The sequence below is a fragment of the Streptomyces sp. cg40 genome, assembly GCF_050320165.1.
GTDB classification, from domain to species: Bacteria; Actinomycetota; Actinomycetes; order Streptomycetales; family Streptomycetaceae; genus Streptomyces; species Streptomyces hokutonensis.
Window position 1 is genome coordinate 5453658 of sequence record NZ_CP190128.1, and the last position, 17129, is coordinate 5470786.

Consider the following 17129-nt stretch of genomic DNA (forward strand, 5'->3'; position numbering starts at 1 on the left):
CGTACACACCTAGGAGTACGCCGAGAGCCGCCGCAACCCGATGGATGCGACGGCCCCTGTTTCACGTGAAACGGTCCACGATGGGTGTTTCACGTGAAACACCCATCGTGGACGGTATGGCAGCTAACCGGTTGAGCCTCCGAAGATGCCCCCATTGCCGTTGCCATTGTTGGTGCCGCTGGACTCCGTCGCAGTGGCCGTGTCCGTCGGCGTGGACGTCGAGCCTCCATCGGTGCCGCCGTTGTCACTGCACTGCCAGCTGAACCGGCAGGACTCGGTTGCCGACGGTGTCGAACTCGGCGTCTCACTGGGCGTCTCGCTCGGCGTCTCACTGGGCGTCTCGCTCGGCGTCACCACGGGCGTCGGAGAGGGAGACGGTGCACCGTCCTCGTTCTGGACCTTGTCGATCTTGGTGGCGTCCGGGAAGCCCGGGTCGGAGTCCCCCTTGAGGGCTGCCTCCATGTACTCGGTCCAGATCGACGTCGGGATGTCACCACCGTGAATGGACGCCACGCCCGCCGTGCCGTTCATCGAGAGCAGTTCGGCGTCTTTGGGGTTCTCCCTGAACATCGCGATCGACGTCGAGAGCTGCTGGGTGTAGCCGACGAACCAGGCCGACTTGTTGCTGTCGGTGGTACCGGTCTTGCCGGCCGCCGCGCGGCCCAGAACCTTGGCGTTCTTCGCCGTACCGTTCTGGATGACGTTCTCCAGCGTGTCCGTGACGGTGTTCGCCACGTTCTCCGGCATCGCCTGCTTCACAGCGGGCTTGCTGAAGCCGGGCACCGGCTGTCCGCTCTGCTTGACGGACGTCACCGAGTACGGGTCCGCCTGCTTGCCCGAGGCGGCGAACGTCGCGTAGGCGTCGGCCATCCGGATCGCGCTGGGTGTCGACGTACCGATGGCGAAGGACGGATTGAGGCTCTTGGCCATGCTCGATTCCAGGATGCCCGCCGACTCGGCGACGTCCCGGACCTTCGTCATCCCGACGTCCACTCCGAGTTGGACGTACGGCGTGTTGATGGACTGCTCCATCGCCTTGCGCAGGGTGATGTAACCCCAGGGGTAGTTGCTCTCGTTGTTCTGATAGAAGATCGAGTTGTCCTTGTTCAGGACGTATGTACCGTCCTGCTGCCTCACCTTGAGGTGATCATCGCCGTTGTACTTGCTCAGCGGCGAGATACCGACGCCATCGGTCTTGTACGTGCCGTACTCCATGGCCGCCGCGAGCACGAACGGCTTCCAGGTCGAACCGACGGGGACACCCGAGGTGTCGGCGTTGTTGGTGAAGTGGCCGTTCTCGTAACCGTCACCGCCGTAGAGCGCGACGATCGCTCCGTCCTTGGGCCTCACCGACGCCGCGCCGAACTGGACGTACTTGTCCAGACTGCGCTTCTTCGGGTCGATGCGCTCCTTCTGGATCTTCTTCACGGCCGCGCTCAGTTCGTTGACCTTGTCCTTCTCGAAGGTCGTGTAGATCTGGAAGCCGCCCTTGTCGAACTCGGTCTGCGAGATGTTCGAGTGGTTCAGGACGTACTTCTTGGCCGTGTCGACCAGGTAGCTGATCTGCCCCGTCATGCCCTTGGTCGCCTTCAGGCCCTGGGGTGTGGGGTACTTCTTGATGGCTTCCTGGTACTCGGCGTCCGTGATGTGCTTGTCGTTGTGCATCTGCTCGAGGATCCAGCTCCAGCGTTCCTCGGAGCGCTTGCGGTTCGCGGCGGCGGTCGCCGCGGGGTCGATGTTCGTGGCGCCGATCGGGTCGTAGTACGTCGGACCCTTCAGCAGTGCCGCGAGGAAGGCGCACTGCGACGGCTTGAGATCCACCGCGTCCACACCGTAGTAGGTCTGCGCGGCGGCCTGTATGCCGTAGGCGCCGCGGCCGTAGTACGAGGTGTTCAGGTAGCCCTGGAGGACCTGCTCCTTGCTGAGCTGCGTCCCCACCTTTATGGAGATGAACATCTCCTTGAACTTACGCGTGACCGTCTGTTCCTGGCTCAGGTAGGTGTTCTTGACGAACTGCTGGGTGATAGTCGAACCACCCTGCGTCTGACCGCCCTTGGCCATGTTGACCAGGGCCCGGGCGATACCCATGGGGTCGACGCCCGAGTCCGTGTAGAAGCTCTTGTTCTCGGCCGAGATCACTGACCACTGCATGGCCTTGGGGATCTGGTCGATGGTGATGTTCTGACGGTTCGCCCCGGTACCCGTGGCGACCATCTGGTCGCCGTTGGACCAGTAGTAGACGTTGTTCTGCGACTTGGCCGCGGTGTTCTCGCTGGGGATGCTGACCATCGCGTAGCCGACACCGACCGCGGCCACGATGCTGCCGAAGAACAACAGGCACAGCGTGGAGACAAGCCGCCAGGAGGGCACCCAGCGGCGCCATCCGTACTTGTCGAAGCGCGGATAGTCGATGAACCTCTTCTTGCCGGGCGCGGGAGCGCGTCCTCTGCCCCGACCGGGCCCGTTCGGGCCACCTGGACCGCGGCCCGCCGGCTCGGCCCCTCTGCGACGGCCGCCGCCTCTCTGTGCGGCCCGACGGGCTTCGGCACGGCTGCCGTACTGGCGGTCGTCACCCCCGGAATCGGCGGTGTTCGACCCATAGGAATCGGATGGAGACCCGGTGGTGGCGCCTCGCGGTGCCGCGCGGCGGCCGGAGGTCGGTCCGGACTGGCCGCGTCGGTCCGCGGCACGTCCGCCTCCCTGCGGCTGCGGCGGTTTGCGACGGTGCTCGCTCATCGAACGATTACTCCTCGGGCAGGCGCACCCGTGCGCGCCTGGAAACGGCGGCTGGTTTCCGGTCCCCCCGAAGTACGGATGTGGTCGGTTCTGCATTCATCCGTACCGCACCGGGGACGTTGACGCCCCCACGCGTCACTTGGTTCCCGGTGGTGTGCATGCCGCACAGACTACGCACCGTCAAAACCTGCTTAGCCCCGAAGTTCACCCCAAATCAGGCAACTTGCTTCCAACGAATCAGTGATGTGACGCCGCTCACCATCTCCCCACTTGTCGCATCCGGAAGGCCGTTCTATCGTCTGGATGTATCGAGTCGATACATCAGCTCGGCATAAAGACCGTCACGGTCGGACCGCGGACAGACAGGAGGCGACGATGAGCCGACGTTCCGGCATCCTCGAGTTCGCCATCCTCGGCCTGCTCCGCGAATCCCCGATGCACGGCTATGAGCTGCGCAAACGACTCAATACGTCACTGGGTGTGTTCCGTGCGTTCAGCTACGGGACGCTCTATCCCTGCCTCAAGACGCTGGTCGCCAACGGCTGGTTGATCGAGGAGTCGGGGAACACTCCTGAGGACGCCCTCACGGCCACACTCGCGGGGCGTCGCGCCAAGATCGTCTACCGGTTGACGGCGGAAGGTAAGGAGCACTTCGAGGAGCTGCTCTCGCAGACGGGACCCGACGCGTACGAGGACGAACATTTCGCCGCTCGTTTCGCCTTCTTCGGGCAGACGTCACGCGACGTACGCATGCGCGTACTGGAGGGCCGCCGCAGCCGGCTGGAGGAGCGTCTGGAGAAGATGCGTGCCTCCCTGGCGCGGACCCGGGAGCGCCTCGACGACTACACCCTTGAGCTCCAGCGCCACGGAATGGAGTCCGTGGAGCGCGAAGTGCGCTGGCTGAACGAGCTCATCGAGAGCGAGCGGGCCGGACGCGACCTGAAGGGTCCCGTTCCGGACGGCACCGCTCAGCAGGACAGCACATCCGGGGAGTCGGGCGGCCTGCCCCGGCTCGGGGGTGCCACCCCCGGGCCGGATCCGTCCGATGAAACCACCACATGAGGTCCAGTCAGGGCCTCACCTCGCACACACAGGGAGCAACCGGAATGGGTTCGGTTCGCGTAGCCATCGTCGGCGTGGGCAACTGCGCCGCCTCACTGGTACAGGGCGTCGAGTACTACAAGGACGCCGATCCGGCGACCAAGGTGCCGGGTCTGATGCACGTCCAGTTCGGCGACTACCACGTCGGTGACGTCGAGTTCGTCGCCGCGTTCGACGTCGACGCGAAGAAGGTCGGCCTCGACCTCGCCGACGCCATCGGTGCCAGTGAGAACAACACCATCAAGATCTGCGACGTCCCGAACAAGGGCGTCACGGTCCAGCGCGGTCACACCCTCGACGGCCTGGGCAAGTACTACCGCATGACGATCGAGGAGTCCGCCGAGACCCCGGTCGACGTGGTCCAGGTCCTCAAGGACAAGCAGGTCGACGTCCTGATCTGCTACCTGCCCGTCGGCTCCGAGGACGCGGCGAAGTTCTACGCCCAGTGCGCCATCGACGCCAAGGTCGCCTTCGTCAACGCCCTCCCGGTCTTCATCGCCGGCACCAAGGAGTGGGCGGACAAGTTCACCGAGGCCGGTGTCCCGATCGTCGGCGACGACATCAAGTCGCAGGTCGGCGCCACCATCACGCACCGTGTGATGGCGAAGCTGTTCGAGGACCGCGGTGTCCGTCTCGAGCGCACCATGCAGCTCAACGTCGGCGGCAACATGGACTTCAAGAACATGCTGGAGCGCGACCGCCTGGAGTCCAAGAAGATCTCGAAGACGCAGGCCGTCACCTCGCAGATCCCGGACCGCGACCTGGGCGAGAAGAACGTCCACATCGGCCCGTCGGACTACGTCCAGTGGCTCGACGACCGCAAGTGGGCCTACGTCCGCCTCGAAGGCCGTGCCTTCGGCGACGTCCCGCTGAACCTGGAGTACAAGCTCGAGGTCTGGGACTCCCCGAACTCCGCGGGTGTCATCATCGACGCCCTGCGCGCCGCGAAGATCGCCAAGGACCGCGGCATCGGCGGCCCGATCCTCTCCGCGTCGAGCTACTTCATGAAGTCCCCGCCGGTCCAGTACTTCGATGACGAGGCCTACACGAACGTCGAGAAGTTCATCAAGGGCGAGGTCGAGCGCTAGGACCCGCCGGTTCGGTCGTCGAGGGTCCCCGGGGCATTCCGCCCGGGGACCCTCCTCGTATGTGAGGCTGTGCCCATGGCCGTCGTCCATGACCTGCGCGTCCTTCTGCGCTTCCAGGGCTTCCGCCGCCTGCTCGCCGTACGACTGCTCTCCCAGGGCGCGGACGGCGTCTACCAGGTCGCACTCGCCGCCTACGTCGTCTTCTCCCCGGAGAAACAGACCTCGGCCGGCTCGATCGCCTCCGCGATGGCGGTCCTGCTCCTCCCGTACTCCCTCATCGGCCCCTTCGCCGGCGTCCTCCTGGACCGCTGGCGCCGCCGCCAGGTCTTCCTCTACGGCAACCTGCTGCGCGCCCTGCTGGCCGCGGCCACCGCCGTCCTGATGGTGAGCCAGGTTCCGGACTGGCTCTTCTACGTCTCCGCCCTCTGCGTCACCGCCGTCAACCGCTTCGTCCTCGCCGGCCTGTCCGCCGCGCTCCCTCGCGTGGTCGACGACGAACGGCTCGTCCTCGCCAACTCCCTTTCCCCCACGGCCGGAACACTGGCGGCGACCGCGGGAGGCGGCCTCGCCTTCGTATTCCGCCTGCTGGTCGCGGACACAGACGCCACGGTGGTCCTGCTGGGCGCCGCCCTCTACCTCTGCGCGGCCCTCGCCTCCTTGCGCATGGCCCCCGAACTCCTCGGCCCCGACCTGGCGTTGACTCGGCCCCGCCTGGCGACGGCCCTCGCCGGCACCGCCCGCGACCTGAGAGCGGCGCTACGGCATCTCGCCGCGCCGCAGCGCCGGGAGGCGGTCCGGGCGCTGCTCGCGATGACACTGATGCGCTTCTGCTACGGCGCCCTGACGGTCCTGCTGCTCATGCTCTGCCGGTACGCCCTGTCGTCGACGCCGGACGACGGACTGCGCCTGCTGGGGCTGGCGTTGGGGGTCTCCGGCGCCGGTTTCTTCGTGGCGGCCGTGGTGACACCCTGGGCCGCCGGACGACTGGGCCCCGGCCGCTGGATCGCCGTGTGCGCCGCGGGTGCCGCGGTCCTGGAACCGGCCCTCGGCCTCCCGTTCACCACCGCCCCGATGCTGGCGGCGGCCTTCGTCCTGGGACTGACCACACAGGGCGCGAAGATCGCCACGGACACGATCGTGCAGTTCTCGGTCGACGACGGCTTCCGCGGCCGGATCTTCTCCGTCTACGACGTCCTGTTCAACGTCGCGTTCGTCGGCGCGGCGGCGATGGCCGCCCTGGTACTGCCGCCGGACGGTCGCTCGGTGACCCTGGTGGTCACGGTCGCCGTTATCTACTCGGTGGTTGCTGCGACTATGGCCCATTTTGAGCGCCGAAAAGTGTCACATCACTGACACGGAGTCGATCCGGGTCACAGCGGTGTCAGTGGGTGCCGGTAACTTACGTGCGTCTTACTTCGCATCATGCCGCGTGCCATGCCGCGTCATGCGCCCACGTTCCAGGGGGGACCCCAAATGACAACTCCGCCGCCTCAGAGCCCGAACCCATACGCCCAGGGCCAGCAGCCCTACGGCGAGCCTCAGGCGCAGGCTCCGTACCCGCCGCAGGGTCAGGCGCCGTACCCGCCCCAGGGCGGCTACCCGCAGCAGCCCGGCCAGCCCGGGTTCCCGCCGCAGGGCGCGGCTCCGTTCGCCCCGGTCCCGGCGCAGCCCAGGCGCCGGTTCAGCCCCAAGCTGATCCGGCTCGCCATCATCCTCGTGATCGGCATCGGCGCCGCCATCTACGGCGTCATATCGAGTCAGCACGACGCCGACACGGCAAAGGTCGGCGACTGCATGCACCGCGGCAGCACCAGCGACACCAACCCGGACCTCAAGGTCGTGAAGTGCAGCGACGCGAAGGCTCAGTACACGGTGCTGGCCAAGATCAGCGGCAGCTACTCCGAGGCCGAGGCGGAGACCAAGTGCACGGCGGCCGCGAAGGACTTCCAGTACTCGTACACCGAGAGCGGTGACGGCAGCGACTTCCTGCTCTGCCTGAAGGACTACAAGAAGTAAGGCAGTTGCGGCGCGGGGCGGTGTCTCATGTTTCACGTGAAACACCGCCCCTGATGCTGTCCGGGGTCATGTTTCACGTGAAACATGACCCCGTTTCGCGACCTCAGCTTTCCGAGGCCCACCACTCCTTGAGCGCGGCCACCGCCGCCTCATGCTCCATCGGCCCGTTCTCCAGCCGCAGTTCGAGCAGGAACTTGTAGGCCCGACCGATGGCCGGCCCCGGGGTGACGCCCAGAATCTCCATGATCTGGTTGCCGTCGAGGTCCGGACGGATCGAGTCCAGCTCCTCCTGCTCCTGAAGCTGCGCGATGCGTTCTTCCAGCCCGTCATAAGCACGGGACAGTGCGGCAGCCCTGCGCTTGTTCCGGGTGGTGCAGTCCGAGCGGGTCAGCTTGTGGAGTCGGTCCAGGAGCGGGCCGGCGTCACGGACGTAGCGCCGGACCGCCGAGTCGGTCCACTCGCCGGTGCCGTAGCCGTGGAAACGCAGGTGGAGTTCGACGAGCCGCGAGACATCCTTCACCAGCTCGTTGGAGTACTTGAGCGCCAGCATGCGCTTCTTGGTCATCTTCGCGCCGACCACCTCGTGGTGGTGGAACGAGACCCGGCCGTCGTTCTCGAAGCGGCGCGTGCGCGGCTTGCCGATGTCGTGCAGCAGTGCGGCCAGCCGGAGGGTCAGGTCAGGACCGTTCTCCTCCAGTTCGATCGCCTGCTCCAGCACGATCAGTGTGTGTTCGTAGACGTCCTTGTGCCGGTGGTGCTCGTCGCTCTCCAGGCGCAGGGCGGGCAGCTCGGGCAGGACGTGGTCGGCGAGACCGGTGTCGACGAGAAGCGCCAGGCCCTTGCGTGGGTGCGCGGAGAGGATCAGCTTGTTCAGCTCGTCCCGCACCCGCTCGGCCGAGACGATCTCGATCCGCCCGGACATCTCCGTCATCGCCGTGACGACCTCGGGAGCGACCTCGAAGTCGAGCTGCGCGGCGAACCGGGCCGCCCGCATCATCCGCAGGGGATCGTCCGAGAAGGACGCCTCGGGCGTACCCGGAGTACGCAGCACCCGGGCCGCGAGGTCGCCGAGACCGCCGTGCGGGTCGATGAACTCCTTCTCCGGGAGGGCGACAGCCATGGCGTTCACCGTGAAGTCGCGCCGGACGAGGTCCTCCTCGATGGAGTCGCCGTACGACACCTCGGGCTTGCGCGAGGTCCGGTCGTAGGCCTCCGACCGATAGGTGGTCACCTCGATCTGGAAGCTCCGGTCGACGTCTCCGACGCGGGCGTCCTTCTGCACCCCCACCGTGCCGAACGCGATCCCGACCTCCCAGACGGCGTCCGCCCACGGCCGGACGATCTTCAGTACGTCCTCGGGCCGTGCGTCCGTCGTGAAGTCCAGGTCATTGCCGAGCCGGCCGAGCAGCGCGTCGCGCACCGACCCGCCGACCAGGGCGAGGGAGAACCCGGCCTCCTGGAAACGGCGGGCGAGTTCGTCGGCGACGGGAGCCACCCGCAGCAGTTCGCTCACCGCGCGATGCTGCACCTGGCTCAGGGCACTGAGGTTGTCTTCGTTGGCGTTCGGCACAAGAAAAAAGGGTACGTGGCCTGGGCGACCCCGGGCGCCTCCATTAAACCTCCATGGACACGCACCCTGATATCGGCGCAAGGTCAGCCTCTGCGACGTACCGGAGCACCCCTCTTTATACGCGCACATACAGGACGCGCCGATATCGATCTGCGATCTTGTGGAGCAGTCCGCGGCACTTCCCCTCAGCGCGCATCGTTACCATGCGTGGACGCACATTGCGACGACCACTGACGACGACGAGGGACGGGCGAGCGCGTGGCCGAGGCGGCAGACTTCCAGGGGACGTGTCCCTCACCTGCCCGCCGGTGGCTGCGGCGCACCGGCGCACTGCTCGCCGGGGCGCCTCTGCTGGCCGGCCTCCTCCAGATGTCCGTCGCCGCGCCCGCCGGCGCTGCCGAGCAGGCTTCCGCACAGGCCGCCTCCGGCTCGCAGACGGTGTCCGTCTCCGTGGACACGCTCACCCCCAGCGTCCCCACGGACGGGGACACGCTGACCGTCTCCGGGACGGTGACGAACAACGGCAAGCAGGCGGTCACCGACGCGCATGTGGGCCTGCGCCTGGGGCAGGCGCTGAGCACTCGCTCGGCGATCGACAGCGTCGCCGAGCGCACCGGCTACATCCAGGGTGTCGACGGCTCGGAGATCGACGACAAGTACACGCAGAAGTTCTCCAAGCTCACTCCGGGCGTCGCCGAGCCCTTCACCCTCTCCGTGCCGGTCGACAAGCTGGACCTCGGCGACGACGGCGTCTACCCGCTCGGTGTCTCGCTCTCCGGCCAGACCTCCGCCCAGCCGTGGGACCAGGTGCTGGGCATCCAGCGGACGTTCCTGCCGTGGCAGCCCGACGACGCGGACACGAAGACGAAGACGACGTATCTGTGGCCGCTCGTCTCCACCGTCCACATGACGGCCCAGACGGGTTCCAACGAACAGCAGACTCCGGTCTTCCTCAACGACGACCTCGCCAAGGAGATCGCCCCGGGCGGCCGGCTCGAGCAGATGCTCTCCCTGGGCAAGGACCTCGACGTCACCTGGGTGATCGACCCGGACCTGCTGGCCTCCGTCGACGCGATGACCCGCAGCTACAAGATCCAGGGCGACGGCGACACCACCACGACCGGCACCCACCAGGCGGTCGCCAAGGCGTGGCTGGCCCAGTTGCAGTCGGCGGTGGCGGACAAGGAGGTCGTCGCCCTCCCCTTCGCCGACCCGGACCTGGCGTCCCTCGCCCACAACGGCACCAGCGTCACCGGCTCGCTGAGCCACCTCAAGGACGCCACGGACGTCGCCGCGACCACCGTGGAAACGGTGCTCCATGTGACACCGAACACCGACTTCGCGTGGCCGGTGAGCGGCGCCGTCGACCCGTCGATCATCAAGGTCGCCACCTCGGCCGGCGCCGACAAGGTGATCGCCCGCAGCGACAGCCTCCAGGAGACCGGCGGCCTGCCGTACACGCCCTCCGCGGCCCGTCCCATCGGTGGCGGTACGACGGCGGTGGTCGCCGACGCGCGCCTCTCGACGGCGTTCGAGGGCGATCTGACGAAGGCCGGGGCGGCCACGCTGGCCGAGCAGCAGTTCCTGGCCCAGAGCCTGGCCCTGGACCTTCAGACGGACAAGCAGCGCAGCATCGTCGTCGCCCCGCAGCGCATGCCGACCGCGGGCCAGGCCCAGGCGATGGCCGAGGCGCTGACGGCTCTTCAGGGCAGCACGTGGTCCGAGTCGCAGGATCTCGCCGCGGCGGCCAAGGCCAAGCCGGATCCGGGTGCCACCACGAAGATCCCGTCGTCCTCCAGGTACCCCTCCTCGCTACGCAAGCAGGAGCTGCCCAGGTCGGCCTTCGAGGAGATCGCGACCACTCAGGACAAGCTCGACAACTTCCAGGTGATCCTCAGCAACGAGGCCCGCGTGGTGACCCCGTTCGGGCGGGCCATGAACCGCGAGATGTCCACGTCGTGGCGCGGCCGGGCAGGTGAGGCGGAGAACTTCCGCCAGGGCGTGCTGGGCTATCTCGACGACCTCGTCGACCAGGTCAAACTGATCGACAAGTCCGAGACCAAGCTCTCGGGCCGCAGCGCCACGATCCCCGTGACCGTGCAGAACAACCTGGTGCAGGGTGTCGACCACCTGATCCTGCGCCTCACCTCGACGAACCCCACCCGCCTCAAGATCGGCGGCAAGGCCTACACGGAGCAGAAGGTAACGGTCAACGGCGGGCACAGCCAGTCGGTGAAGTTCACCACCACGGCCAACGCCAACGGCAAGGTGGGTGTGGTCGCCCAGCTGTACACGGAGGACGGCCAGGAGTACGGGCAGGCCGTCAACTTCGACGTGAAGGTCACCGAGGTCACCGCCACGGTGATGCTGGTCATCGGCGGCGGCGTCCTGCTGCTCGTCCTCGCCGGCTTCCGGATGTACACGCACCGCAAGCGGGCCGCCGCCCGCCAGGCCGAGGAGGAGGGTCCCGACGGGCCCGAAGACGCGGCCGGCGAAGCGCCTGAAGGCCCGGAGAACCCCGAGGGCCCGCAGGACCGTCTCCAGGAGAAGTCCGGCACTCCGTCCCGGGCGGACGACCCGGAGCACCCGAGTGACCCGACACCGGACACCGCACCGGAAAGCGCCGACCCGTCCGGCACTGGTGAGAGAGTGGACCGTTGAGCGATGTCGTGGCCGGTGGGCCCGGGGACGATGAGGTGGGGTAACCATGAACGCGCCGTACGACGGTGACCGCGGTCAGGGCGCGGGCAGCTCGGGCTATCCCGAGGGCCCGCCGCCCGAACACGGCCAGGTGCCGCCGCAGCCCCCCGCGGACATGTACCTCCAGGACGCCTACGACCAGGATCCCTACCGGGCGCAGGACCTCTCCGCCCAGGACCCGGTCGCCGAGGCGCTCTACGACCGCGCCGCCCACCCCCCGCCGCCTCCGGGCACGTACCAGCCGCAGCCCCCGCTCTACGCCCAGCCGCCCCAGTCCCCGTACGCCCCCGACCCCCGCGTGTGGGCGCAGACCCCGGCGCCCGAGCCCGAGGGCCCGACCCAGTACCTGCCCTATGGCGACGACGCCCGCACGACCCAGTTCGTGGGCGTCGACGACCTGGTGACCGGGGCCGGCGAGGACTACCAGGAGCCGGACGCCTTCGCTCACCTCTTCCGGGACCAGGGCCAGGGCGGCGGACGCCCGTCGATGGATCCCCCCGGGGTCCCCGGTCCGTCCCCGGCACCGCCCTCGGGCCAGGCACCCTTCGCGCCGGCCCCGGCACCGGTGTCCGACGCCACGATGCAGCTCACTCCGACGGCACCCGCGCCGTCGGCCACTCCCAAGAAGAGCGGGAAGGCCGGTGGGCTCCTGAAGTCGAGTGCCGTGATGGCCGCGGGCACGATGGTCTCCCGCCTGACCGGCTTCATCCGTTCCGCGTTGATCGTCTCGGCCTTGGGCCTCGGCCTGCTCGGTGACTCCTTCCAGGTCGCCTACCAGTTGCCGACCATGATCTACATCCTCACCGTCGGCGGTGGCCTCAACTCGGTCTTCGTGCCGCAGTTGGTGCGCGCCATGAAGGACGACGAGGACGGCGGCGAGGCCTTCGCCAACCGCCTGCTGACCCTCGTCGTGGTGGCCCTCGGCGGCCTCACCGTCCTCGCGATGTTCGCGGCACCGCTCCTGGTGCGCATGCTCTCGACATCGGTCGCCAACGACCCCGCCGCGAGCGAAGTCGCCGTCACCTTCACCCGCTACTTCCTGCCCTCGATCTTCTTCATGGGCATCCACGTGGTGATGGGCCAGATCCTCAACGCCCGCGGCAGGTTCGGCGCGATGATGTGGACCCCGGTCCTGAACAACATCGTCATCATCGTGACGCTGGGCATGTTCATCTGGGTCTACGGCACCGCCGGCAGCTCCGGCATGACCGCCGGGAACATCCCGGCGGAGGGCCAGCGACTCCTGGGAATCGGAGTTCTCCTCGGGCTCGTCGTGCAGTCCCTGGCGATGATCCCGTACCTGCGCGAGACGGGATTCCGTCTCCGACTGCGTTTCGACTGGAAGGGCCACGGCCTCGGCAAGGCCGCGATGCTCGCCAAGTGGACGGTCCTCTTCGTCCTCGCCAACCAGGCGGGCGCCATGGTCGTCACCCAGTTGTCCACCGCCTCGGGCAAGGACTCCGGCGTCCTGGGGACAGGCTTTGCGTCCTACGCCAACGCCCAGCTGATCTGGGGTCTGCCGCAGGCCATCATCACCGTCTCCCTGATGGCCGCCCTGCTGCCCCGTATCTCGCGCTCGGCCGCCGAGGGCGACAGCGGAGCCGTCCGCGACGACATCTCCCAGGGTCTGCGTACGACGGCCGTCGCGATCGTGCCCATCGCCTTCGGCTTCCTCGCCCTCGGCATTCCGATGTGCACCCTGATCTTCGGCTCCTCCGGCACCAGTTCGGCCACGAACATGGGCTTCATGCTGATGGCCTTCGCCCTCGGCCTGATCCCCTACTCGGTGCAGTACGTCGTCCTGCGCGCCTTCTACGCCTACGAGGACACCCGGACGCCCTTCTACAACACCGTCATCGTGGCCGCGGTCAACGCGGGCGCCTCGGCGGTCTGCTTCTTCGTGCTCCCGGCCCGCTGGGCCGTGGTCGGCATGGCTGCCTCGTACGGCCTCGCGTACGCGACCGGTGTCGGTGTCGCCTGGAACCGGCTGCGCAAGCGGCTGGACGGCGACCTGGACGGCGCCCGTGTACTGCGGACGTACGCTCGGCTCGGTATCGCCTCGGTGCCGGCCGCACTGCTCAGTGGTGCGGCCTGCTACGGGATCGGACATACGCTCGGCCAGGGTGTCGTCGGCTCGTTCGCCGCGCTTCTGGTGGGCGGTGCCGTACTGCTCGGCGTCTTCTACATCGCGGCCCGCCGCATGCGCATCGAGGAGCTCAACTCCCTCGTGGGCATGGTGCGCGGGCGCTTGGGGCGCTGAGCGGGGGCACATGCACAACCATCGTCCGCCGCTGTGTGTCGTGCATAGCGGCAGACTGTGGGCACAATTGGTTTCGGCGTCGGACAGCGTGCAACGGATGGGGAGGCAGGAGCGGCGGTGGCGGAACGGAGCACGGCTGCCGTCGACGTGGCAGACAACAGCGGCGACAAGCCGCTGACCGCCAAGGCGGACCAGTCCACGGCCGACGGGGTGGCCCAGAACCCGGAGCGGGACACGGACAGCGACCAGGCACAGGGGAGCGGCGGGATCGAGGAAACCGGGAAGGCCTCACCTCCCGAACTGCACAGCGGGCACAAGCTCGCCAGACGGTATCGCCTCGAAGAGTGCGTCACTCGTCTGGACGGCTTCAGCAGTTGGCGCGCGGTGGACGAGAAACTCCGCCGTGCCGTCGGTGTGCACATCCTGCCTGCGGACCATGCGCGGGCCCGCTCGGTGCTGGCCGCGGCCCGTTCCTCGGCGCTGCTGGGTGATCCCCGTTTCGTCCAGGTTCTGGACGCCGTGGAGGAGAACGACCTCGTCTACGTCGTGCACGAATGGCTGCCCGACGCCACGGAACTGACGGCGCTTCTGGCACCCGCCCCGCTGGAGGCGCACGATGCCTACCAGATGGTCAGTCAGATCGCCTCCGCGATGGCCGCCGCCCACCGCGAGGGCCTCGCCCATCTGCGCCTGAACCCGAACGCGGTGCTGCGCACCTCGTCCGGCCAGTGGCGGATCCGGGGCCTGGCCGTCAACGCCGCGCTGCGCGGCATCAGTTCGGACACCCCGCAGCGCACGGACACCGAGGCGATCGGCGCCCTGCTGTACGCGGCGCTCACCCAGCGCTGGCCGTACGAGAGCGACGCCTACGGCCTGTCCGGGCTGCCCAAGGGCGTCGGCCTCATCGCTCCCGACCAGGTCCGCGCAGGCGTCCACCGAGGTCTCTCGGAGCTCGCCATGCGCGCGCTCGCCAACGACGGTGCCACGGCCTCCCGGCACGAAGCCGCGTGCACCACTCCGGAGGAGCTGGTCAAGGCGATCGGCGAGATGCCCCGCATCCGCCCGCCGGAGCCCGCGTTCACCGCGCCTCCCGAATACCAGCGCACGACCTACCAACAGGGCACGTACGGCCGCCCCGCGCCGCGCCCCGGTGCCACCCAGGCGGTGCCGACGCCGCCGCCCCCACTGCAGAGCCGCACCGGCAAGGCGCTCAAGTGGGCCGTGTCCGCGCTGCTGATCGCCGCGCTGGGACTGGGCAGTTGGCAGCTCGCGGACGCGCTGATGGATCAGGGCAACAAGTCCGACGACACCAAGCAGACGCAGCCGACGGACGGGAACGACAAGAGCGGCGACAAGACCAAGCCGGTCAAGACGCTCTCCATCCAGGCCGCCCAGGAGTTCGTGGCGAAGGGCGACGCCCAGCACCCCAACGACGTCGACAAGACGTACGACGGCGACCCGTCGACGTACTGGCGGACCTCCAGCTTCATAGGGGGCCCGGTGCTCGCGCCGTACAAGCCGGGCGTGGGCATCGTCTACGACCTCGGTTCGGCGCAGAACGTCGCCACGTCGACCATAGGGCTCTACTACAGCGGCAACCACACAACGGTGCAGCTGTACGCGGCCGACTCGCTGTCGCCCTCCTCCCTGGACTCCATGACGCAGATCGGCGCCGTCACGACGAGCGGGACCAGTGCGACGGTGAAGGTCACCAAGCAGGTGAAGACCCGGTACGTTCTTGTCTGGCTCACCGCTCTGCCGCACGCACCGAGCGACCGGTACAGCGATGCCGGCTACAAGCAGGCCATCACCGACGTGAAGTTCACGGGCTGACGTCTCACCGGAGGGGGAGGGGGTCCGATGGCGGAAGGCGCCGGACACGACGGCATAAGCGATCAGGATCTGCTCGCCCGTCATGTCGAAGGCGACCCGGACGCCTTCGGTGAGCTCGTACGGCGCCACCGGGACCGTCTCTGGGCCGTGGCCCTCCGCACGCTGGGCGACCGCGAGGAGGCCGCTGACGCGGTCCAGGACGCCCTGGTCTCCGCCTACCGGGCCGCCCACACCTTCCGCGGCCAGTCGGCCGTCACGACCTGGCTGCACCGGATCACCGTGAACGCCTGCCTGGACCGTGCCCGCAAGGCCGCCTCCCGGAAGACGTCGCCGGTCGACGACACCGAGCGACTCGAACAGCTCCTGGAACCGCACGAGTCGGCCGCCGCCCCGGCGGAACGCAACGACTTGCACCGCCAACTGCTGGAAGCCCTGGGCACCCTCCCGCCCGACCAGCGCGCCGCCCTCGTCCTCGTGGACATGCAGGGCTACCCGGTCGCGGAGGCCGCTCGCATGCTCGATGTGCCGACGGGCACGGTGAAGAGCCGCTGCGCACGCGGAAGAGCCAGACTCCTTCCGCTCCTCACCCATCTGCGGCCGGAAAGAGCCGCTGACGACGAGGAACCGGGCGCACGACGGAACCGGGCGGAGGGGACATCCGTCCCACCGGCAGCGGGACCACGCGAATCGTCGGGTCCCAAGGATGCAGGGCCGAGCGATTCAGCTGCTGTGAAGGGCGGAGGTGGGCGAGCGTGACATCCACGACGGACACGGCCGGGCACCCGGATGTCGCGGAGATCTCCGACCTCACCGAGGGCCTCCTCCCGCCGTCCCGGACGACCGAGGTACGACAGCATCTGGACGAGTGCGAGCTCTGCGCGGATGTCTTCGACTCGCTGGAGGAGATCCGGGGACTGCTGGGAACACTGCCCGGCCCACCGAGGATGCCCGTCGAAGTCGCGAGCCGTATCGACGCGGCCCTCGCCGCCGAGGCCCTGCTGGGCGCCACCGCCCCCGAGACCCTGGCCGCACCGACCTTGGTGAGCGCGTCCCGATCCGTGTCCGGCAAGGACACCGGGACGCATGTTTCACGTGAAACATCGCTTCAGACGGACCGCCCGTCCGGACGTGCGCATGCGGCGACCGGCCCCGGACGCAAGGACCGGAGTCGCGGCGGTCGCCGCGGGAGGATCGTCCTGGGAGCCGTGTTCACCGCGGCCGTACTCGGAGCCGGTTCCCTGTTCCTCCAGTCGCTGGGCGATCACAAGACGTCCGAAGCGGCTCACGGGAATCCGACCAGCGCGGCGGACACCTTCTCGAAGGGGAAGCTGGAGAGCGAGGTCGGAGATCTTCTCTCCACCAAGACCGCCACGAGTCGGGGCCCCGGCACCGGGGATTCCTGGAACGCCGCGACTGTTCCGGAGGACGGTACGAAGTCCTCCACCAAGACTCCCCAAACCCTGATCCAGCCCTCGGGCACCATCCCGAACTGCATCAGGCAGGGCATCAACCGTGGCAACGAGGATGTCCTGGGTGCCAAGAAGGGCACCTACAAGGGGAAAGCCGCGTATCTCGTGGTGCTGCCCGATGCTTCCGACAGCACCCGGGTCACGGCCTATGTCGTCGACGCGACCTGTGTCGGTGGGCAGACATCCGCCCCTGGCAAGGTCCTTCTGACGCAGTCGTACGCGCACCCCTGACTCCGGACGCCTCCTCTCCGACCAGTGTGGTACTGCCCTCCTGTGTGCCGTCTCCGTGTGCCCGGACACACCGGGAATGCGGGCCCCGTAGGATCCGTTGGGTGGGGTGGAGGCTCTGACAGGGG

General features: G+C 68.1%; 11 protein-coding genes. 9 read left to right on the top strand and 2 right to left on the bottom strand.

Annotation, left to right across the window (positions count from 1 at the left end):
- Positions 1 to 123: 123 nt before the first annotated feature.
- The gene (locus ACQHII_RS24285; protein ID WP_427921282.1) at positions 124 to 2370 is read right to left on the bottom strand and encodes a transglycosylase domain-containing protein; all 2247 of its coding nucleotides are present in this window, start codon (positions 2368 to 2370) and stop codon (positions 124 to 126) included.
- Between the two features lie 741 nt (positions 2371 to 3111).
- Between ACQHII_RS24285 and ACQHII_RS24290 the strand changes: the two genes are divergently transcribed.
- The 4 genes from ACQHII_RS24290 (at position 3112) to ACQHII_RS24305 (ending at position 6941) form a co-directional block, all read left to right on the top strand.
- Positions 3112 to 3798: a helix-turn-helix transcriptional regulator gene (locus ACQHII_RS24290; protein ID WP_427921283.1), complete on the top strand. Its 687-nt coding sequence runs from the start codon at positions 3112 to 3114 to the stop codon at positions 3796 to 3798.
- Between the two features lie 44 nt (positions 3799 to 3842).
- Positions 3843 to 4925 carry an inositol-3-phosphate synthase gene (locus ACQHII_RS24295; protein ID WP_427921284.1) on the top strand — a complete coding sequence of 361 codons (1083 nt, stop codon included), beginning with the start codon at positions 3843 to 3845 and terminating at the stop codon, positions 4923 to 4925.
- 75 nt (positions 4926 to 5000) lie between these two features.
- The gene (locus ACQHII_RS24300; RefSeq protein ID WP_427921285.1) at positions 5001 to 6278 is read left to right on the top strand and encodes an MFS transporter; all 1278 of its coding nucleotides are present in this window, start codon (positions 5001 to 5003) and stop codon (positions 6276 to 6278) included.
- Between the two features lie 120 nt (positions 6279 to 6398).
- A complete protein-coding gene (locus ACQHII_RS24305; protein ID WP_427921286.1) occupies positions 6399 to 6941 on the top strand; it encodes an LppU/SCO3897 family protein in 543 nt (180 codons plus the stop codon).
- Between the two features lie 103 nt (positions 6942 to 7044).
- Here ACQHII_RS24305 and ACQHII_RS24310 read toward each other — a convergent pair whose 3' ends face one another.
- Positions 7045 to 8511 carry a CCA tRNA nucleotidyltransferase gene (locus tag ACQHII_RS24310; protein ID WP_427921287.1) on the bottom strand — a complete coding sequence of 489 codons (1467 nt, stop codon included), beginning with the start codon at positions 8509 to 8511 and terminating at the stop codon, positions 7045 to 7047.
- 258 nt (positions 8512 to 8769) lie between these two features.
- Here ACQHII_RS24310 and ACQHII_RS24315 point away from each other — a divergent pair, with 258 nt between their 5' ends.
- From ACQHII_RS24315 to ACQHII_RS24335, 5 genes are all read left to right on the top strand, one after another.
- Positions 8770 to 11172, top strand: coding sequence for a DUF6049 family protein (locus ACQHII_RS24315; RefSeq protein WP_427921288.1), 2403 nt, complete (start codon positions 8770 to 8772; stop codon positions 11170 to 11172).
- A 46-nt stretch (positions 11173 to 11218) separates the two neighbouring features.
- Entirely contained in the window at positions 11219 to 13471 is a 2253-nt protein-coding gene (gene murJ, locus ACQHII_RS24320) for a murein biosynthesis integral membrane protein MurJ (protein ID WP_427921289.1), read from the top strand.
- 117 nt (positions 13472 to 13588) lie between these two features.
- Positions 13589 to 15304 (top strand): serine/threonine protein kinase, encoded by a 1716-nt coding sequence (locus ACQHII_RS24325; RefSeq protein ID WP_427921290.1) that lies wholly within the window; start codon positions 13589 to 13591, stop codon positions 15302 to 15304.
- A gap of 27 nt (positions 15305 to 15331) precedes the next feature.
- Positions 15332 to 16060, top strand: a complete 729-nt coding sequence (sigM, locus tag ACQHII_RS24330) for an RNA polymerase sigma factor SigM (RefSeq protein WP_427921291.1) — start codon at positions 15332 to 15334, stop codon at positions 16058 to 16060.
- Positions 16057 to 17004 (top strand): anti-sigma factor family protein, encoded by a 948-nt coding sequence (locus ACQHII_RS24335; protein WP_427921292.1) that lies wholly within the window; start codon positions 16057 to 16059, stop codon positions 17002 to 17004. The genes sigM and ACQHII_RS24335 overlap by 4 nt, the downstream gene beginning before the upstream one ends.
- Positions 17005 to 17129: the final 125 nt, after the last annotated feature.